Annotated in this window: 14 protein-coding genes and 1 tRNA gene; 12 read left to right on the top strand and 3 right to left on the bottom strand. The window is 59.0% G+C overall.

Annotation, left to right across the window (positions count from 1 at the left end; all coding sequences use genetic code 11):
- Positions 1–3 precede the first annotated feature (3 nt).
- Both rnpA and rpmH read right to left on the bottom strand, forming a co-directional pair.
- The gene (gene rnpA / locus IG616_RS12105) at positions 4–411 is read right to left on the bottom strand and encodes a ribonuclease P protein component (RefSeq protein ID WP_192148430.1); all 408 of its coding nucleotides are present in this window, start codon (positions 409–411) and stop codon (positions 4–6) included.
- Between the two features lie 65 nt (positions 412–476).
- Positions 477–611, bottom strand: a complete 135-nt coding sequence (gene rpmH / locus IG616_RS12100; protein WP_192148429.1) for a 50S ribosomal protein L34 — start codon at positions 609–611, stop codon at positions 477–479.
- 403 nt (positions 612–1,014) lie between these two features.
- Between rpmH and IG616_RS12095 the strand changes: the two genes are divergently transcribed.
- From IG616_RS12095 to nagB, 6 genes are all read left to right on the top strand, one after another.
- Positions 1,015–1,767: a TVP38/TMEM64 family protein gene (locus IG616_RS12095; RefSeq protein WP_209007474.1), complete on the top strand. Its 753-nt coding sequence runs from the start codon at positions 1,015–1,017 to the stop codon at positions 1,765–1,767.
- A gap of 47 nt (positions 1,768–1,814) precedes the next feature.
- On the top strand, positions 1,815–3,206 hold the full coding sequence (locus IG616_RS12090) for a dihydrolipoyl dehydrogenase family protein (RefSeq protein WP_192148427.1): 1,392 nt from the start codon (positions 1,815–1,817) through the stop codon (positions 3,204–3,206).
- Positions 3,207–3,226: 20 nt separating this feature from the next.
- On the top strand, positions 3,227–4,717 hold the full coding sequence (locus IG616_RS12085) for a sensor histidine kinase (protein WP_192148426.1): 1,491 nt from the start codon (positions 3,227–3,229) through the stop codon (positions 4,715–4,717).
- A 256-nt stretch (positions 4,718–4,973) separates the two neighbouring features.
- Positions 4,974–5,050, top strand: a tRNA-Arg gene (locus tag IG616_RS12080).
- A 278-nt stretch (positions 5,051–5,328) separates the two neighbouring features.
- On the top strand, positions 5,329–6,531 hold the full coding sequence (locus tag IG616_RS12075) for an ROK family transcriptional regulator (RefSeq protein WP_192148425.1): 1,203 nt from the start codon (positions 5,329–5,331) through the stop codon (positions 6,529–6,531).
- A 160-nt stretch (positions 6,532–6,691) separates the two neighbouring features.
- On the top strand, positions 6,692–7,468 hold the full coding sequence (gene nagB / locus IG616_RS12070; protein WP_343072370.1) for a glucosamine-6-phosphate deaminase: 777 nt from the start codon (positions 6,692–6,694) through the stop codon (positions 7,466–7,468).
- Between the two features lie 124 nt (positions 7,469–7,592).
- On the opposite strand, the gene IG616_RS12065 is transcribed toward nagB, so the two are convergent.
- Complete coding sequence (locus IG616_RS12065; RefSeq protein ID WP_192148424.1) at positions 7,593–8,552, bottom strand: ROK family protein; 960 nt, start codon at positions 8,550–8,552, stop codon at positions 7,593–7,595.
- Positions 8,553–8,706: 154 nt separating this feature from the next.
- On the opposite strand from IG616_RS12065, the gene pglB reads away from it, so the two are divergent.
- From pglB to IG616_RS12035, 6 genes are all read left to right on the top strand, one after another.
- Positions 8,707–10,050, top strand: coding sequence for a polygalacturonase PglB (pglB, locus tag IG616_RS12060; RefSeq protein ID WP_192148423.1), 1,344 nt, complete (start codon positions 8,707–8,709; stop codon positions 10,048–10,050).
- A gap of 260 nt (positions 10,051–10,310) precedes the next feature.
- Positions 10,311–11,318 carry a LacI family DNA-binding transcriptional regulator gene (locus IG616_RS12055; RefSeq protein WP_343072369.1) on the top strand — a complete coding sequence of 336 codons (1,008 nt, stop codon included), beginning with the start codon at positions 10,311–10,313 and terminating at the stop codon, positions 11,316–11,318.
- A gap of 166 nt (positions 11,319–11,484) precedes the next feature.
- Positions 11,485–14,610 (top strand): alpha-mannosidase, encoded by a 3,126-nt coding sequence (locus IG616_RS12050; RefSeq protein ID WP_192148421.1) that lies wholly within the window; start codon positions 11,485–11,487, stop codon positions 14,608–14,610.
- 523 nt (positions 14,611–15,133) lie between these two features.
- Entirely contained in the window at positions 15,134–17,026 is a 1,893-nt protein-coding gene (locus IG616_RS12045) for an ABC transporter substrate-binding protein (protein WP_192148420.1), read from the top strand.
- Between the two features lie 174 nt (positions 17,027–17,200).
- Positions 17,201–18,187: an ABC transporter permease gene (locus IG616_RS12040; RefSeq protein ID WP_192148419.1), complete on the top strand. Its 987-nt coding sequence runs from the start codon at positions 17,201–17,203 to the stop codon at positions 18,185–18,187.
- A gap of 10 nt (positions 18,188–18,197) precedes the next feature.
- Entirely contained in the window at positions 18,198–19,334 is a 1,137-nt protein-coding gene (locus IG616_RS12035) for an ABC transporter permease (protein ID WP_192148418.1), read from the top strand.
- Positions 19,335–19,338: the final 4 nt, after the last annotated feature.

The raw sequence follows: 19,338 nt of genomic DNA, 5'->3' as shown, positions 1-19,338 counted from the left end.
GGATTACCCCTGTTTTCTGCTCGGCGCGTGTCCGCCTCCGCGCGTGCCTTTCGGCTTGCGTGAAGACCTGTGGCGCTGTGCGGACTTCGGGTCGAGCGAGAGCGGAAGTCCGGATTTAAGGTCCGATATCAGATTTTCAAAGGGTGCAGTCAACGCGGCTTCGCGGGCCACGAGAACAAAATCTGCCTGGATCGGGATGTCTTCTGGGGCAAGGGCGGCAACGGCTGCCCGAAGCCGGCGCTTGATCCGGCTGCGCACAGCCGAATTCCCGGTCTTCTTTGTGACCGTGAAGCCAATGCGCGGCGGCTCGCTGCCATCACGCTTCAGCCCCTGTAACACAAAAGCGCACCGGCCCACCCGTCCACCTTTGGCGACGGCTAGGAACTCGGAGCGCTTTTTAAGAGTGTTCATGTGCGGCGGCGTTTGCTGGGTGTCCTTGACAGTCATCACCGACAAAGCCGCATGCGCTGGCCCGCTTAGGCGCTCAGGCGCTTGCGGCCCTTTGCCCGGCGGCGAGCGAGAACCAGACGGCCATTCTTCGTCGCCATGCGCGAACGGAAGCCGTGACGGCGCTTGCGGACAAGACGGCTCGGTTGATACGTACGCTTCATTGTTCTTCCCCGCGCGAACAGCGCGGCCCTTGTTTTTCAATGTTCTTGGAGGAAGCACTCGAAGCGCCATGTGGCGCGCCCAAGACAGGAGCGTTGTTCCGAATGCATGTCCCAGTCGGAGGCGCTTATACGGATGAGTCCGGAGCAAGTCAACGCGCAGCGCTGCAATTAAGTACATTCTCTGCGCTCAATCACAGGCCTGAACACGGTTTATCTCACCGAAGTGTCACTTGTCTGTGACAGCTGTCTGGCCTTAGCTGGCTTTATAGAGCCACTCATCGGAACCGGTGGGCGTGTTGCTGAACCTCCAATCCGGAGGTTGGATCGCGCCAAGGCGCACAAGAAAAGGCTGGCAGGATCAGTGGAAAATACGTCTCTCCAGTCTGAATTCAGGGAACCGGAGTTGAGCGGCAGGAGTGGTCGGAAACGCTGGATTCCGGCAGGTCTTCTTGTCCTCGTGGCAGTTGCCTTCTGGGCGTTTGGCTTGAACCGCTACCTGGAGCTTGCCTGGGTGATCCAACGGCAGAACCAGCTGCAGACTTATGTCTCTGAACATTGGGCGGCGATGCTGTCCGGCTATATGATTCTCTACACGCTGATTGTCGCGCTTTCGATTCCGGGCGCTTCGATCTTGACGATTACCGGAGGGTTTCTTTTTGGCTGGATCTGGGGAGGGCTTGCGGCCCTTTTGGGGGCGACATTCGGCGCTCTCGCCGTTTTTCTGGTTGCACGCAGTTCTCTTGGCGCCGTGTTCGCGCGCCGGGCAGGTCCGTTTCTCACGCGGCTTGCGGGTGGTTTCCGGGAAAGTGCAGCGAGTTACCTCCTGTTTCTGAGGCTGACGCCCGTCTTTCCCTTCTGGCTGGTGAACATCGCGCCCGCTCTTCTCGGCATCCGTTTTAATGTCTACCTGTGGACGACCATCCTCGGAATTCTGCCCGGCACGTTTGCCTTCTCGGTGATCGGCTCCGGTCTTGGCAGTGTGATCGAGGCTCAGGAATTGGCCAGTCCCGGCTGCACAGTGTCAGGCGCTTGTACGGTGGAGCTGGAAGCGCTCATCACGCCGCAGCTTCTGGCGGCGTTCTTTGCTCTGGGGATTGCGGCGCTGATCCCTATCCTTGTCCGGTTCTTGCGCCGCAAGAGCCGTCAGAAAGCCTGACGCCACTCCCAGTTATTTCTCAGAGACGCCATCGTCATAGGTCCATCATGTCAGGAACCGTCACACCAGATATATGCGTCATAGGAGCAGGCAGTGCAGGGCTTTCGGTTGCTGCCGCAGCCGCAGCATTTGGCGTTGAAGTTGTCCTGATCGAAAAGGGTGAGATGGGGGGCGACTGCCTGAACCACGGTTGTGTGCCCTCAAAGGCCCTCTTGTCCGCGGCCAGGGAGGCCGTTTTGCGGCCAGTTGCCTTTTCAGAAGCGCAGAAGAATGTCCGCCGGGCGATCGAGGCGATTGCGCCGCATGATTCCGCCAGCCGGTTTGAGGAGCTTGGCGTGACCGTGCTGCGGAGCGCGGCGGAGTTTGTGTCGGCACACTGCGTCAGAGCCGGTGATGTGGACATTCGCGCCAGACGGTTCGTAATCGCAACCGGCTCAAGACCTGCCATCCCGGCTATTCCCGGGCTGGAGAGCGTTCCCTACGTGACAAATGAGACCCTGTTCGGCCTCGATCGCCTGCCGGATCATTTGATCGTTCTGGGTGGTGGGGCCATTGGCATCGAGATGGCGCAGGCTCACCGGCGCCTCGGGAGCCGCGTTACAGTCCTTGAGGCGGGCAAGGCCCTGGGCCGGGAAGATCCGGAGATGGCTGCCATCGTGCTGGATGCGCTGCGCAAGGAAGGGGTGGTTATTCGCGAGAACACCTGTGTGACCGGTGTGACCTCCTCCGGCGTGGAGATCGCCGTCAGCCTCCTGCAGGACGGTCGGGATGTCGAAACCCTGTCAGGCAGCCATTTGCTCGTCGCAACCGGCCGCCGTCCCTCGGTGGAGGGCCTGGGGCTGGAGAAGGCGGGTATCCGTTATGGGCCGGGTGGAATTCATATCGATGACGGGCTGAGGACCTCCAACCGCCGGGTCTATGCGATCGGTGATGTCACGGGCGGGCCGCAATTCACTCATGCGGCGAACTATCAGGCGGGGCTTGTCATCCGCTCGGCGCTGTTCCGGCTGCCGGTAAAGGCGTCTTCTTCCGGTCTGCCGAGGGTTCTCTATACTGCGCCCGAACTGGGGCATGCCGGCCTCAGCGAGGAGGAAGCCCGCAAGAAGTATGGTGCGCGTGTCCGGGTGGTTTCTGCCAGCTACAGCGGCAATGACCGTGCGGTGACGGAGAACCTGACCACCGGGCGTCTGAAGCTGATTGCGGGGCCTGGTGGACGGCTGATCGGGGCGGAAATTGCCGGTGCGCAGGCTGGGGAGCTGATAAATTCGCTTTCTTTGGCGATTTTTGCAAAAATGACAATGCGGGACCTGGCCGGGTTCGTGACACCTTATCCAACGCTGGGCGAGCTGATCCGGCGCGCGGCCTTGTCCTATTATGCGGATGTTCCCCGGCGTCTGTGGGTCCGGCGCTTGCTGGCCTTTTTACGGTTGTTCGGCTGACCGGCTGAAAGTGATTCAGAATGAAGCATGTTGAACTTCCCACCGGAGGGAGTGACTCTCCAGCCTCCGGGCAAGCCTATCTGGAGCCTCAGGTTGCTCCCGGGCATGCCCAGAAACAGGGACGGCGATTGGGCGGCCTGTCAGGAAAGCTGCTGTTCCTCACGATCGCCTTCATCATGTTGTCTGAGATTTTTATCTATGTTCCGTCGGTCGCCAATTTCCGGAACAACTGGCTGAGGGACAGACTGACCACGGCAGGGGTTGCCGCCGCCGTTCTCAGCGAAACGAACACGATCGCTCCGCGTCTGCAGGAGGAGCTTCTGCGCACCACCGGGGCAGTCGCTATCTCTATCGACCAGGGAAGCCGACGGTCGCTCATCGCCATGAGCGAGAAGCCTCCGGATATCAGCTTTGTGGTCGATATGGGGGAAATGACGCCCTGGCGGGCAATCATGGAGAGCTTTGAGACGCTTTTCGCGCCGCCGGATGCCCTGATGCGGGTGATCGGAGCAGGCTCCATGGGAACTTCGATGAAAGTCGATATCGTTCTGCCTGCCGGGCTTCTCAAAAGCGACATGCTGTCTTTTTCCGTACGCATTCTGGGATTGTCGCTCGTCATTTCCATCGTCACGGCATCGCTTGTCTACCTCAGTCTCCGGGCGCTTTTTGTCCGGCCGTTACAGCGGCTGACCCGGTCGATGGTGCATTTCGCAGAAGACCCGGAGGATGCCTCGCGCATCGTCAGGCTCTCGCCGCGCAATGATGAGCTGGGAGACGCGGAAGCGCAGCTGGCGGCCATGCAGCTGGCGCTGAACCGCGCACTCCAGCAGAAGCAGCACCTGGCGGATCTTGGGCTGGCTGTTTCGAAGATCAATCATGACCTGCGGAACCTGCTGGCTTCTGCGCAGCTGTTCCTGGAACGTCTGGAACATGTGCCGGATCCCACCGTGACCCGGCTGGCGCCGAAAATCCTTGCGACACTCGACCGCGCCGTTGCCTACACTCAGGCGGTGATGGCCTATGGCAAGGCCAGCGAGGAGCCTCCCAAACGCCGCCTGCTGGCCCTGCGGCGTGTCGGCGATGACATTTGCGATGTGCTTGGCCTCAACGAACACGCCACCATCCTGTTCGATAACCAGATCCCGGAGGGGCTGGAGGTGGATGCGGACCCGGAGCAGCTTTTCCGGGTGCTGCTCAATTTGTGCCGGAACTCTATGCAGGTGCTGGATGCCGAACGGGATGGCACGCTTGTCCGCAGGATTGTCCTTGAAGCTGATCGTGGCCCCTCGGGCGTCTGGTTGAGGGTGTCGGATACGGGGCCTGGGATTCCCCCGGCGGTGCGCAAGACCCTTTTCAAGGCCTTCCAGAGCCGCTCCAAGACAGGCGGCACAGGTCTCGGTCTTGCGATCGCAGCCGAACTCGTGCGCGCGCATGGCGGCAGCATCCGGCTTGAGGAGGGGGGAGCCGGTGCCTGCTTCCGCATCGAGCTGCCTGACCGCGAGGCTGTTTAATGGGCTGTTTTCCGGCAAACAAAACTCAAGCAGCGGGCCGGTGGTTATCAACAGGCGTGAAAGCCGTTGTTTTCTAGGGTTTTTTACCTTCCGGAGCTTTCTTGCCAAAAAAAACGAAAACCGCTCTTGCAATCGTCCGGGGAGGGCAGTAGAGATGCGCCCATTCCGGGGGTGCAAACAACGCGCCCCGCACGGATGCCTCAGGCAATCTTCGTAGAGATCACATGGTCTCAAGCGGTTGCCGCCAAGGTATTGCGCGCCCGTAGCTCAGCTGGATAGAGCACCAGACTACGAATCTGGGGGTCAGGAGTTCGAATCTCTTCGGGCGCGCCATTTATCTTCATACGTAAATTCAAAGAATGTAATGTCTGACAGGTTTTGTCTTTCAGGCGTAAAGACTTGCTTTGACGCAGGTCTGCGAAGCGTGTGGCTCTTGAAGCTGCGTGGGCATCGCCAAGACACTGCCTTTACGGGGGCGCTGGATTTTGCCGGCAAGGCGTCTTCCCCCAGGTTTCCGCTACGGCCCCCCGGCGCTTTTGCGTTCAGAGCTTGCAAGAACAACCTGGATTCCGGACAAGTGGAAAACGCTCTGTCCGCAAAAGGTTGGCTGCATGACAATTTCCGGCACTCCCTATCCGGTTCTCCGGCAGATTTCAGTGCGTGCCGCAGTGGATGTGCTCTTGCAGGAAGGGCCAACCTCCCGGGCAACGCTGGCGAAGAAGACAGGCCTTTCCAAACAGACCATGTCCGAAGTCATCCGGCTTCTGGAAGAAGATGGCTGGGTCCGGATCAAGGGCATTGAAAGCGGGCGCGTGGGACGGAGCGCGGTCACTTATGAATTTGCCGGCGAACGCGGCTATGCCGCCGGAATTGAGATCGGCAGCGGGCTGATCCGGGTTGCGCTTGTGGATGTGACAGGCGCCATCCGCCTGGAGCGGGAGGAAGCTGCGGCGGGCTCGGGAGCAGATCTTGTCGAAAGGGCAGGGCGGATCGTCGTCAGCTGCCTTGCCGGCGAGGGCATTCCGGGCGAGAGGTTGTTGCTGGCGGCCGTGGCAATGCCCGGCGTTGCGGACCCTGTTAGTGGACGGTTGACCCTTGCGCCCGATATGGATCCTTCGGAAAGCCTTGATGTCGCGGGGCGTCTGCAGGAGGTGCTCGGATGCGAGGTCTGTGTCGAGAACGACATCAATGCCGCCATGCTGGGCGAGGCCTGGCGCGGGTGCGCGGCCGGGCTGGAAACATGTGCCTTTGTGTCGCTGGGAACCGGAATTGGGCTTGGCCTCATGGCGGGAGGCCGTCTGATCCGCGGAGCGCATGGAGCCGCAGGAGAGCTGGCCTACCTGCCGTTTGGCGGCGATCCGGAGGCCAGTGCAAGCCTGGAGCGTGGCGCACTCGAATGCGTTCTGGGAGCCCGGGGGATCGTCGAGCGGTATGATGAACTTGCTGGAGGAGTGAGCGGACTGGCCGCGGACGACATTCTGAGGCGTGCCGAAGATGACGGGGCCGCCGCCCAGGTTCTTCAGGAAACCGCCCGGCTTGCAGCGCTCTCTGTGGTTTCCATCGATGCGCTGTTTGATCCGGAGCGGGTCGTGCTTGGTGGTTTCATCGGTCTTGTACCCGGATTGCTGGAGCAGATCCAGGCGCTCTTGCCCTCAATCACCCGGCGGCAGATCCATCTTGAACGCAGCCAGCTCGAGTTAAAAGCGCCCTTGATCGGTGCTGTGGCCGTTGCCCTGAACCTGATGCACAACCGCTTGTTTTCTCCGCAAGATCTTCCCAGTCAACTGCGCCTGCCTCCCGTCCCTGCCGATTGATCCTGGCCAGGTGCTCCGCCTGTTGAAAGGCTGAAGCGGCAAGCAAGACCCTTATTGAAATGCTTTAAGTTCGGAAACTTGACGAATTAATTTTCTCCTTCTATCTCATCAGATGAATGACCGGCTGTGTTGCCGGAGGACATGCTGCGGGGAATGAGAAGTGGCCAAAACGTCAGCAATCCGGGCTGAAGCCGTATCCGGTAATTCCTCTGTTCCCGTCAGCTTGCATGAAACCGCAGCCTCCGCTGCCGGCCATGTGGCGGAGCTGGTTCGGGCTCAAGTGCGCAGCAAACCTGGCTCCGTTCTGGGGCTGGCAACCGGGGCGACCATGGAGTCGGTCTATGCGGATCTGGTCAGCTCTGTCCGGTCTGGAGCGCTCAGCCTTTCCCAAGTCACGACTTTCAACCTGGATGAATATGCCGGGCTGACGGCCAGCCATCCGGGATCCTATCGCGGCACCATGAATGCGCTTCTGTTTGATCATACGGACATCGATAAGAACCGTTGCTTCCTTCCCGATGGCACAGCTTCCGATCTGACCGCGGAAGCTGACAGGTACGAGGCACTGATTGCGGAACGGGGCCCGGTTGACTTGCAGCTTCTGGGCATTGGCCGGAACGGGCACATCGGTTTCAACGAGCCGGGTTCTGATTTGGAAAGCCGCACCAGACTGGTGGATCTCCATCCGTCGACACAGGAAGCAAACAAGAGTTTCTTCAGTGGAGAGGCTGTGCCTTCTCAAGCTCTGACAATGGGGATCGCGACTATTCTGTCTGCCAGGACGATCGTCGTCCTGGCGACGGGCGAAGCTAAGGCAGAAGCGGTGGCCAAGGCCCTTTCGGGGTGTTTTGACGCCACCTGTCCGGCTTCGGCGCTGATGAGCCACGCTCACGTCCATTGGGTATTGGACCGGGCCGCTGCTCAGCTTCTCGCCTAGTAAGCTGGCGTGAGCGCACCAGACGCATCAAGCCATTCAGAACCGGCTCCGGTCAGAAGGCCCGGCCGTTGACTGGCTCCCAAAGTTTTCACTTTGAACTTCCGTTCATGAAGAACAGGCGGTTTCAGGTGTGCCGGAGGGCAAACAGGGCTGCGCCGATCACGCCGGCTTCTGCGCCAAAGCGGCTGGGCTGCAGCGCGCAGGGGAAGGGCAGCAGGGAGTCCACGTGCCGGGCAAGTGCCTTCTGAAACCTCGGCTGGCTGCCGATTCCGCCGCCAATCACGATAGCCATGGGGTCTAAGAGACTCTGAATGGCGCCAACGCCTGCCGAGGCTTCGCGCGCCACGCCGTCGATCGCCGCAACTGCGTCAGCCTCACCTGCTTCTGCCCGCTGAAACAGATCGGCGACGGTTTCGCCTTCCCGGCAATAGGTTGCGCGGATACCAGGCGTGCCGACGATGTCTTCGAAGATGCCATTCTGCGACCCAGGAGCCTTTTCGTGCGGAGAAGGGCCAAGAGGCAGATAGGCAATCTCGCCGCCTCGTCCGAAAGCGCCGCGGATCAAGTTCTTGCCTATCACGAGCCCCATTCCGACGCCTGTTCCGAAAGACAGGAAGACAACCGGCTCGCCATCGGGAGCCTCCATGGCACTGGCTTCCCCATAGGCCGCAAGATTGACGTCGTTCTCAACGAGAATGCATGTCAGCGGCAGCCTCTCGCCCAGAAGTTCGGCGAGTGGAATATCCTCCGGCAGGTAGAGGTTTGGGGAAAGGGAGGCCAGGCCCGTCTGGGGGGAAATGGCAGCAGGTATTCCGATAGCCACCGTGCGGACGTCTTCAGAAGAAGCGCCAGCCTGGTTTGCTAGACTGGTCACGACGCGCGAAAGCTGATCAAGGACGGGCGCATCCGGGCCGTGGGCGGTTGGCTCGTTGACCCTGGCGAGGATTTTGCCGTGATTGTCCACAACCATGGCATTGATCTTGGTGCCGCCCAGGTCGATGCCAACCGATAAGCCTGGTTTTCCGCCGTTTTTACTCGTTGCGGGAAACGCGTTTTCGAGAGGCAGATATCTGTCGTTGGGCATGATCACGGTCTGGGAATAATTAGTTCGATAAACTGACGAATTGACTTGGCAGCTAAATCTTGCTCTGTCAAGAAAACCTGACGGTGGGCGGTCTGCCCATGCCGGAATTGTCCTGACATCTTTCAACTGCCCCGACTGCGAAGGGAGCGTCGCAATGCGTGATCGTGAAACTGTGTTTTCCTGCCGCGAGGGGGATTGTACCTCCGGGCTTCAAGCCGAGCTGAATGCAGCGGCGGAAGCTGGCACCACTCTGGTTCTCGGTCCAGGAGTCCACCATTGTGGTGCTCTCAAGCTGCCCTCCGGTTTGCACCTGCATTTCGAGGAAGGCGCGATTCTCCGCCTCGCGGACACCTATGATGCCTATGAGAGCAACAAGGTGGACGTGATTGCCGAAAGTTCGGACCGGGCTGCTCTGCTGGCGCAAAATGCCTCCGGCATCCGCATCAGCGGCAAAGGGCTCATCGATGGACAGGGCGCGGCCTTCATTACTGGTTACATCGAGGACATGGGCACCCATGTCCCTGCGGCTCTCCGGCCCCGCGTACTGGTGTTCGAAAACTGCTCCGACATCACTTTGGAAGATTTCTCGGTTCACCAGTCGCCGATGTGGACCATCCATCTGATCGGATCCGACCGAATCTCGATCCAGCGCCTGCATGTCGATAATGACCGCGAAATGCCGAACACCGATGGCATCGTCATCGACGCCTGCACCAATGTGACGATCAACGCCTGCAATATCGCGACAGCGGACGATGGCGTGGTTTTGAAAACCAGCGCCAAGAGCGATGGCCAGCCAGCAGGCATCTGCCGCTCGATCACTGCCTCCAACTGTGTCATTGAAAGCCGCAGCTGTGCGCTGAAACTGGGTACCGAGAGCTTCGGCAACTTCGAAAACATCCAGTTTGTAGACTGCAAGATTGTTCGCTCGAACAGGGCGCTTGGCATTTTTTCCCGCGATGGCGGGGCCGTCCGGAACGTGCTTTTCCAGCGCATCGACATCGATTGTGAGGAAACACCCGAGGGGTTCTGGGGATCTGGCGAGGCGATCACCGTCAACTGTATCGACCGGCGCAAGACCAATCCGGCTGGCACGGTTGAGAACCTCGTCTTTGAGGACATTACCGGGCGGATGGAAGGCGCGATCAACCTGGTTGCCGACGCGCCGGCAGGTATCCGCAATGTTGCCTTGCGCCGGGTTTCCGTGCGGCAGGAGCCTAGCCGCTTCAATGGGCTGCGCTACGATGTGCGTCCGACCCGCTTCGACTTAGAGCCGTCACCGGATGCTGCCGGGCGCGCGAATGCCTGGATCAAGGATGCAGAGGGGAAGGTAATCGGGCTGGTGGACTACCCGGACGGCATGCCGGGTGTCTTTGCAAGTAACGTCGAAAACCTTGAGCTGAATTCAGTGTCGGTCAGCCGTCCGGCGCCGCTGCCTGCCGGATGGCACGCAGACGAGATCGTTGTGCTGAGCGGAGTGCCAAACCGCTGGACGTGAACCTGTCCGGACAAATGAAAATATTTTAATCACAACTATCAATGGTCAAAACGCTCAGTTCTCAGAAAACTGTTGTGTTTTGGCCATTCTTGTTCTGTTATCTCACAGAATGGCCCTGCAATTAGATAGGGTGGTGAAATGATTTTCACTGACACTGCGGAGGTGCTGCCAAATCTTTGGTTTGTGTGGCTGGTGGGCGCGTCAGTGCGTGGGTGGGAGTGAGAGCAATAGCAGGCAGGCGAAAGGTTGGCATTAAAGACGTGGCGCGTGTAGCGCAGGTCGCCAACTCAACGGTATCGCATGTCCTCAACGGGACTGCGTCGATTTCACCTGAAGTCCGGGCACGTGTCCTGGATGCGGCGACTGAACTTGGCTATCTCGCGGAACGGAAGGTCAAGGCGACGATTTCTGCGCTTCGCACTGTGCTGCTCGCGGTGAACGACGATGCCTTGCCAGAAAACGATACGAACCTCTTTTCCTGGACCGTCCTGAACGCGCTTAGCCGCGATTGCGAGCGCAGGGGTGTCCGGCTTGCCCCTTATGCGGCGGCTGGGAATCTGTCAGCCGAAATGGTCCTCTCAGCAGCGGAAGAGGTGCAGGCCGATGGTGTAATCATCGTCAATGATGACAATCGTAACCTTCTGAACGGTGTGCGTGCCGGTGGACTGCCCGCCGTTCTGATCAATGGCGAAGATCAGGGTATGCAGGTGGACAGCGTCACTCCTGGAAACCGGTTTGCAGCTCAGCTTGCGACCAGCTGGCTGATTTCCCGTGGACACCGCAAGATTTTGCACATCACCTGGGAGGGCCGCACGACCATTCATCGCCGCCTTGACGGATTTCACGATGCATTCCGTGCCAGCGGGTTGCCCATGACAGATGCCCCAGTGCTCCTGGTGGGCGGGTATGAGCCGCGCTTCGGTGAGGGGGCGGTCCGGCAATGGATATCCGAGCATGGCGGAATGGATGGCGTGACAGCGTTGTTCTGTGCCTCGGACAATCTCGCCTTCGGAGCCATGCGGGGTCTTGCCTCTGCTGGCCTCAAGGTTCCAGGTGATGTCTCCGTCATGGGGTTCGATGGCGTTGCTCTTGGCGAACTGGTGGTCCCTCCGCTCAGCACTGTCAGGGTGCCGCTGGAACAGATGGGCCCCGCGGCACTGAACCTGCTGGAGCAGCGGATCCTTGCCGCGGATGGGGACCGGGCCGCGCACCGGCTCGAGCTGGGGTGCAGCATCATCGACAGAGCTAGCGTCGCCACTCTGCCGTAATTGGTTGCCTGTGCGCGCATAAAAATATTTTCAAATTGAACCTGCTGCGGGCTCTCCTGTAATCAAGAGGCATTCGACTTCTTGTGCGGCTGATGTGAAAATATATTCATGAGGCCAGCTGAAACTTAGGGAAGAGGCCGTCTCCAGACGGCCAATGAGTACAATCATGCAGCGCTTTAAAAAGCTCGACCACCTCCTTGCTCAGTTGAAGGAGCGTATTTTCACGCGCGTCGGAGACGATGTGCCCTTGCGGTTCCGCAGAGCCCTGCCGGAAGAGCGCGGCCAGGCCTCGACAGAGCCGCGGGGAAACTGGGTCGAGGTGAATGCGGATCTGATCTGGGGGGAGCCTGAGGCCTATTTCTGGTTTGCCGGAACTGCGGCAATACCTGAGCAGGCCCATGGATGCCGCGTTTATCTGCGTGTTGAGGCTCAATTCGGCAATGTGATGGGCCGCTCCGATCCCCAATGTCTTGTCCGGGTGAATGGCAAGCTTGCTCAGGGCGTTGACGGCAATCACCGGGAGCTTTTGCTGTCTGAGAACGCTCAGGCAGGCGAAGCCTTCGACATCGCCATCGAGGCCGGCACGATCGAAAGCCGCCGCCAGGCGGGGTTCTCCTGCCATCTGCAGGTGCATGATCTCCTTGCTGAGACGGTCTTTTACGACCTGAGCGTTCCGCTTGAGGTGGCCCGTCTTCTGCAAGTGGATGATCCGCGCCGGCACTTCATTGTCAACGCTGTCGATGAAGCTTTGAAAGTGATCGACTTCCGGCCGGGAGATGCAGCCCGCTTTGCTGCCTCTCTGGAACAAGCCCGGGCCATTGCTGCGAGTATTTATGAGGCGCAGGACTTTGCGGAAAAACCGGTTATCACTGTGACCGGTCACACGCATATCGATGTTGCCTGGCTATGGCGTATCCGCGAGACGCGCCAGAAAATGGCCCGCTCCATGGCGACAGCGCTGAACCTGATGGACCAGTACCCCGACTACACCTTCATGTATAATCAGGGCTTGCTGCTCGATTACCTAAATGAGGACTACCCGGAGCTTTTTGAGCGGCTGAAAGCGAAGCATGCTGGCGGGCAGTTCGAGATCGAAGGTGCGCTCTGGCTGGAGCCGGATGCCAATGTCACGAGCGGCGAGTCCTTCATCCGCCACATCATGCACGGTGTTGCCTATCATGAGCAGACATTCGGCGTGCGCCCGAAGATCATGTGGCTTCCGGACACATTCGGTTATGCTGCGGCTCTGCCCCAGCTCATGCGTCTGTCCGGTATTGAGGTGTTCGTCACTCACAAGATGAGCTGGAACGACACCAACCGGATGCCGAACGAGACCTTCTGGTGGCAGGGGATCGATGGGACGGAGGTGCCTGCCTACTTCCTGACTTGCCAGCCCTATACCTCGACCAGCATTGGCACGACCTACTGTCCGAACCTCAAGCCAACCCATGTCATGGGGGCCTGGCGCCGTCATGGGCAGCAGGATCTGAACAGGGATCTTTGGCTGGTCTATGGTCATGGGGACGGTGGCGGCGGGCCGACACGCGAGATGCTGGAAAATATCCGCCGCATGGAACGCGGCATTCCGGGGTGCCCCGCTGTCGTCCATGGCCCGATGGCACCGTTCTTCGATGGTCTTGTTAGCCGGATGAATGCCGAACCCGGAAAATTCCCGAGCTGGGTCGGTGAGCTGTATCTGGAATTCCACCGCGGCACGCTGACATCGGTCGCCAAGAACAAGCGGAACAACCGCAAGGCCGAGCAGGAACTCCGCGAGTTGGAAGCCTTGGCGGTTCTCGCCCGGCAGAGAGGGCACGTTTATCCGGCTGCCGAGCTGCACAGGCTTTGGCGGATTGTGATGCTGAACCAGTTCCATGACATTCTTCCGGGATCGTCTATTGGCCAGGTGTTCGATGACAGCGACCGTGACTATGCCGGCTTCTTCACCTCCGCGGCAAAGCTGCGGAGTGAACTGAACGGTGCTGTTCTGGGTGGGGAAGGGCTCGCTGTGCTCAATGTGCTGGCCCGCCCGAGAAGCGGTCTGGTCTCCCTGTCCGGAGACACTCCAAAGATACTGCGGAGGGGGGAGACCTCCGCGGTCACTCAGACGCTCCACAGGGCGGATGGCACATTGGAGCAGGCGGCGCCTCTAAAAGATCTGGCCCCGCTCAGTCTGACGGGCGTATCCGTCGCCGATGGACCGGCCGTTGAAGGCAATCCGGCTCTGGTTATGTCGGAAGACCGGCTGGAAAATGCTGTTCTGTCAGCGCGTTTTGATGATAAGGGGCGTCTCGTTTCCCTGTTCGACAAGCGCAAGGGACGGGAAGTCATCCATCCGGGCCATACCGGGAACCGGCTTCAGGCGTACCGGGATATGCCGGCGCAATTTGATGCCTGGGACATTGACGACAGTTTCGAGGATCAGGTTTGGGAGATCGACGATCTGGTCTCAGCTGAGGTGGTTGAGACCGGTCCCTACCGGGCCGCAATCCGGTTTGAATGGCGCTATGAAAACTCCCGGATCGTGCAGGTTGTTTCGCTTCAGGATGGGGCAGCGGAGATCGAAGTCGATAGCTTCATCGACTGGCACGAGCACAACACGATGATCAAGGCTGCGTTTCCGGTCAATGTTGCGGCGGACAAGACCATTGCCGAAATCCAGTTCGGTCATGTCAGCCGTCCGACGCACAGGAATACGTCCTGGGATCAGGCCCGCTTTGAAACAGCGATGCATCGCTGGGTGGATCTGTCGGAACCGGGCTTTGGTCTCGCCCTGCTGAATGACTGCAAATACGGCTATGATGCCAAGGGTACGGATCTCCGCCTGACGATCTTGCGGTCTCCGACTTATCCGTGGCCGGACGCGGATCAGGGAGAGCACCGGTTCCGCTATGCTCTAGCTGTTCACCATGGCCTGTTTGAGGGAGAGGGGATCCCGGCGAAAGCAGAGGCCTTCAATCATCCTCTGCGCCTTAGCCCGGCGGCTCTGCCCGCAGAAAGTGTGGCACAGGCTGGTGCGGCGGCTGTAAGTGCGCAGCTTTTGCAGCTGGAAGGCGGAACGGTCACCGTGGAGAGCGTAAAGCAATCCGAGGACGGTGACGGTATCGTCGTGCGTCTTTGGGAAACCCATGGCCAGGAAACGGCCACTCGTCTCGCCCTGCCGCCTGAAGCGAAGGGGCTAATGGAGGTGGACATCCTGGAGAGGTCGCCAAGCCAGATCGAGATTTCCGGATCTTCCGTGGAGTTGAGGTTCCGTCCGTTCCAGATCCGGAGCTTCAGGATCGAGATGTAACATGCAAGGGCAGGGACGCGCATCCGCGCCCCTGCCCAGCTCGCGGTGGGCAATATTGCCGCGCTTGGATTTTTGAGATCAGTCTGACGGTGACAGCCGCGGCTCATTTCCCGGTTCCAGAGTGGGCCTTGCTGCAGGTCAATAATCTTGCTGCAAGCCTGTCTCTGACGAAGCGGAATCTTGGGCAGATGGTGCCGGGTCCAGCTCGGCCCTATCCTTTTCCGGCTCAGAAAACAGACGGCTGACGGTGCTGTGCAGCATAAATTTTCATGAAAAAATTTGCTGAGCAAATTTCCATATTCGGCAGGTGTGAAAAAATTTTCTTGTTGCTTTCCGGAATTAGTTCGAGCAATTGTCTAATAAACCTCTCATGAGGGGCAAGATCGTAAAAATATTTTCATAAAAATTTTTACGTCTTGCTGGCAGGTTGTGAAAAATATTTTGCAATCGTCCTGTAGGGGGAGGTGTTGGCAACAGGGCTCTAAAGCCCGGGCCGCAGGAAGTACGGAGGAGTGATAGCGAAATGAAAGCAACCAAGTTACTCGCAGCATTGGCTATGGGTCTGCTGGCATCCACGTCGGCATATGCCTTCCAAGAATCGCCGATGCTGACCGAGATGGTCAAGAAAGGCGAATTGCCGCCTGTTGACGAGCGTCTGCCGGAACATCCGACGGTGATCAAGGCGGTTGAAGTCGGCCAGTATGGTGGCACTTGGCATCGTGCCTACAAAGGTCCGGGCGACCGCTGGGGCCCGACCAAGCTTATGGAAGAGCGTGTTCTTAAGTGGTCGCAGGATGAGGAAGGCCAGCTTGGCCTCGTCAAGGGCTACATCTCCGACTACAAGGTCAGTGACGATTCCCGTGAGTACACCTTCACCCTGTTGAAGGGCCTCAAGTGGTCCGATGGCGTGCCGGTTACGACTGAAGACGTGAAATTCTGGTACGACGACGTCTACCTCAACACTGCCATTCTCCCCACCATCGACCAGTCGCTCGCTCCGGGCGGCAAGCCGATGAAGCTGGAAATCATCGACGAGCAGACCTTCAAGGTCAGCTTCGAAGAGCCTTATGTCTACTTCCTCGACATTCTGGCTAAGGACTCCACCGGCAACCCGAGCCTGGACCGTCCGAGCTTCCTGTTCCCGAAGCACTATCTCAAGCAGTTCAACAACCACTACGCCTCCGAAGAAGAGCTGCAGGCTGCCGCCAAGAAGTTTGGCGTAGAGAAGTGGGATGATCTTTGGGGCTCCAAGGGTCCGGCAACCGCCTGGTGGCAGAACCCGGATCTCCCGGTGATCACCGCGTGGAAGATCGAAAAGCCGGCGCCGGGTGAAGTCGTGACCATGGTCCGCAACCCCTACTACTGGGCAGTGGACCAGGACGGTAACCAGCTGCCCTATATCGATCACATTGCCCACAAGCTGTTCGACAATCAGGAAGCTTTCAACCTGATGATCGTGCAGGGCCAGATCGACATGCAGATGCGTTATGTCGAGCCGCAGGACTTCACCTTCTACAAGGAAAACGAAGCCAAGGGCGACTACACGGTCCGCCGCTGGACCCAGGCCCAGACCTGGTCGCTGGTTCCGAACCTGACCGTCAAGGATGAAGGTCTGCGTGACCTTTATGCCCAGGCTGACTTCCGCGAAGCGCTGAGCATCGCGATTGACCGTGAAACCGTGAACGAACTGGTGTTCTCCGGTCTGGCGGAAGCCCGTTCAGCATCTCCGGTCACAGGTTCCCCGAACTTCGATCCGGAACTCGAAACCCACTGGGCCGAGTACGACCCGGACAAGGCCAACGAGCTGCTTGATGGCCTGGGCCTCGACAAGCGCGATGGTGACGGTTTCCGTCTGCGTCCGGACGGCAAGCGCCTGTCCATTGTCGTGGAGATGCAGCATGAGAATGGTCCGAAGACCATGGAAATCATTGCTGACAACTACCGCGACGTTGGCATTGAACTGCTGCCGCGTCTGATCGACCGTACTCAGTGGGACGCAAGCCGCGACAACAATGACTTCCAGATGCAGTGGTTCCCGTTTGACCGCCTGTCGGTTGTTGCGGCTGACCCGCGTATCATGATGGGCAACGACACCTACGGTCATCAGTATTACATCTGGTATTCGACCAACGGCGCTTCCGGTATCGAGCCGCCGGCCGACCATCCGATCCGCAAGATCTTTGCGGACTGGGACAAGGCAGCCAGCGCGGGCAACCGGGCTGAAGCGGACGCTGCCCTCAACGATCTGATCAAGACCTTTGTCGATGAAGGCTACGTGATCGGTGTGGTTGGTGAAGTTCCGGCCATCTCGATCGTGAAGAACGACTTCAAGAACTTCCGCGATGGCCTGATCGAAGACGACATCACGCGCGGGATTGGCATCGGTGTCACCCAGCAGATGTGGATGAAGCAGTAACAGCTGCTTTTTGAACCTCGTTCCTTAAAAGACCGCCGCCCGTGACGCTCACGGGTGGCGGTCAGGGACATTCGTAACTTCAGTAAATCCTGGGTTTCGTCCGATGATGCACGGCTTTGTCTGACGCATCAGCAGGGAGCATGTTTGCTCCGGAACGAAACAGGGGGAGGAACAATGCTAGGCTTTATTGTCCGGCGCACATTGTGGGCAATCCCCACACTGGCCTTCGTGTCATTCATATCTTTCGTGATCATTCAACTGCCGCCCGGCGACTTCGTGACCGCTTATGTGGCGCAGTTGAGGAACGGGGGCGAATACGTCACTGACATCGAAGAAGCGATGATGCGGGCTCAGTACGGTCTCAATGACCCGCTGCTGGTACAATATTGGCGTTGGATCTCCGCCATTATCTTCCATGGCGACTTTGGGCGCTCGCTTGAGTGGAATGCGCCGGTCAGTGATCTGATCTGGGACCGTTTGGCTCTGACCCTGATCATTTCGACCCTCAGCATGGTCTTTACCTGGATCATCGCGATCCCGGTTGGCGTCTATTCCGCGACCCGCCAGTACTCGTTCTTCGACTATATCTTCACGGTCTTCGGGTTCCTGGGAAAAGGCATTCCGGACTTCCTGCTTGCTCTTATCCTGATGTGGGTGGCGTTCATCTGGATGAATCTCGACGTTGGCGGGCTCATCTCGCCGCAGTTTGAGGGCAAGCCATGGGACAGCGCGAAGATCATCAACATGCTCTCGCATATCTGGATTCCGCTTGTGGTTCTGGCGACCGGCGGGGCAGCGGGCCTGATCCGCGTCATGCGCGCCAATATGCTGGATGAGCTGCGCAAGCCCTATGTGGAAACAGCCTATGCACAGGGTTTCTCCGAGCGCACCGTCGTGTGGCGCTACCCTGTTCGTGTAGCGCTGAACCCCTTCATCTCCACGGTTGGCTGGGCACTACCCGCACTCTTCTCCGGCGACGTGATCACGGCGGTGGTTCTGAACCTGCCGACAACTGGTCCGCTGCTTCTGCAAGCTCTCAAGATGCAGGACATGTATCTGGCCGGCAGCTTCATTCTCATCCTGAGCGTGTTCACCGTCATCGGTACGCTCGTATCCGACATTCTTCTGGCGTGGTCCGACCCGCGCATCCGCTATTCGTGAGGAGGCGACAATGACACTTGAAGCAACCGCCGCCTCTGGCGAACCGGAAGTCAAAGGCCGCGAAGAGGATCTTTACACCGCAAAGCCATGGACGCTGATCTGGTGGCGCTTCCGCAAGCATAAGCTTGCCGTAGCGTCGCTGGTTTTCATGATCATCCTGGCCATCACGGCAATCTTTGCGGATTTCATTTCGCCGTATACGCCCTTCAGCTTCAACCGGCTGAACACGTTCGCTCCTCCGAGCATCGTGCGCATCATCCATGATGGTGAGTTGCAGCGGCCGTTCATTTATGCCGTCAAGCGCAAGCGGGACCCGGAAACCGCCCGTGTTCTGTATGAAGAAGACAGGAAAAAGGTTCTCCCGATCGAGTTTTTCGTGAAAGGGCAGCCCTATAAGTTTCTTGGCCTTGTTGAGACGGAAACCCATCTCTTTGGCGTTAATGACCGCAAGCAGGAAATCAACCTGCTGGGAACGGATTCGCTTGGCCGCGACCTTTTCACCCGTCTGCTCTATGGGGCCCGGGTTACGTTGTCTGCCGGTCTGATCGGCGTGGCCTTCTCTTTCGTCCTCGGCCTCGCCCTTGGCTCTATCGCCGGTTATTACGGCGGCTGGTGGGACTCGGGCATTCAGCGGCTGATGGAGTTCATCCGTTCCGTTCCGACCATTCCGCTCTGGATGGGCCTTGCCGCGGCTCTGCCGGTGGCTTGGGACCCTCTCTTCGTCTACGTGCTGATCACCATCATCCTGTCACTCATCGGCTGGACGCATCTGGCACGCGTCGTCCGCGGCCGCTTCCTGTCCTTGCGTACGGAAGATTATGTCCTCGCCAGCCGTCTGTGCGGTGCATCCGAGTACCGGATCGTGACCAAGCACATGCTTCCGGCGATGACGAGCTACATCATCGCAGCCATGACCCTTGCGGTTCCTGAGATGATCCTCGGCGAGACGGCCCTCAGCTTCCTCGGCCTGGGCCTGCGCCCGCCGGTCGTCAGCTGGGGCGTGCTGCTTCAGGATGCTCAGAACTTGCGCTCCATTTCACTGGCCCCCTGGCTTCTGAGCCCCGGCATCGCGGTCGTGCTCGTTGTCCTGGCCTTCAATTTTCTCGGCGATGGCCTGCGTGACGCAGCCGATCCCTACGGCCATTGACGGG

Origin of the sequence: Roseibium litorale, from assembly GCF_014842915.1 — a bacterium.
Classification (GTDB): domain Bacteria; phylum Pseudomonadota; class Alphaproteobacteria; order Rhizobiales; family Stappiaceae; genus Roseibium; species Roseibium litorale.
Note: the sequence above shows the minus strand (reverse complement) of the source record. Positions and strands in the feature narration are given on the sequence as shown.

Bases quoted from the DNA above. Each gene is read 5' to 3' on its own strand.
- rnpA (WP_192148430.1), bottom strand. From the start codon at position 411: ATGAACACTCTTAAAAAGCGCTCCGAGTTCCTAGCCGTCGCCAAAGGT.
- rpmH (WP_192148429.1), bottom strand. From the start codon at position 611: ATGAAGCGTACGTATCAACCGAGCCGTCTTGTCCGCAAGCGCCGTCAC.
- IG616_RS12090 (WP_192148427.1), top strand. From the start codon at position 1,815: ATGTCAGGAACCGTCACACCAGATATATGCGTCATAGGAGCAGGCAGT.
- IG616_RS12085 (WP_192148426.1), top strand. From the start codon at position 3,227: ATGAAGCATGTTGAACTTCCCACCGGAGGGAGTGACTCTCCAGCCTCC.
- IG616_RS12075 (WP_192148425.1), top strand. From the start codon at position 5,329: ATGACAATTTCCGGCACTCCCTATCCGGTTCTCCGGCAGATTTCAGTG.
- IG616_RS12065 (WP_192148424.1), bottom strand. From the start codon at position 8,552: ATGCCCAACGACAGATATCTGCCTCTCGAAAACGCGTTTCCCGCAACG.
- pglB (WP_192148423.1), top strand. From the start codon at position 8,707: ATGCGTGATCGTGAAACTGTGTTTTCCTGCCGCGAGGGGGATTGTACC.
- IG616_RS12050 (WP_192148421.1), top strand. From the start codon at position 11,485: ATGCAGCGCTTTAAAAAGCTCGACCACCTCCTTGCTCAGTTGAAGGAG.
- IG616_RS12045 (WP_192148420.1), top strand. From the start codon at position 15,134: ATGAAAGCAACCAAGTTACTCGCAGCATTGGCTATGGGTCTGCTGGCA.
- IG616_RS12040 (WP_192148419.1), top strand. From the start codon at position 17,201: ATGCTAGGCTTTATTGTCCGGCGCACATTGTGGGCAATCCCCACACTG.
- IG616_RS12035 (WP_192148418.1), top strand. From the start codon at position 18,198: ATGACACTTGAAGCAACCGCCGCCTCTGGCGAACCGGAAGTCAAAGGC.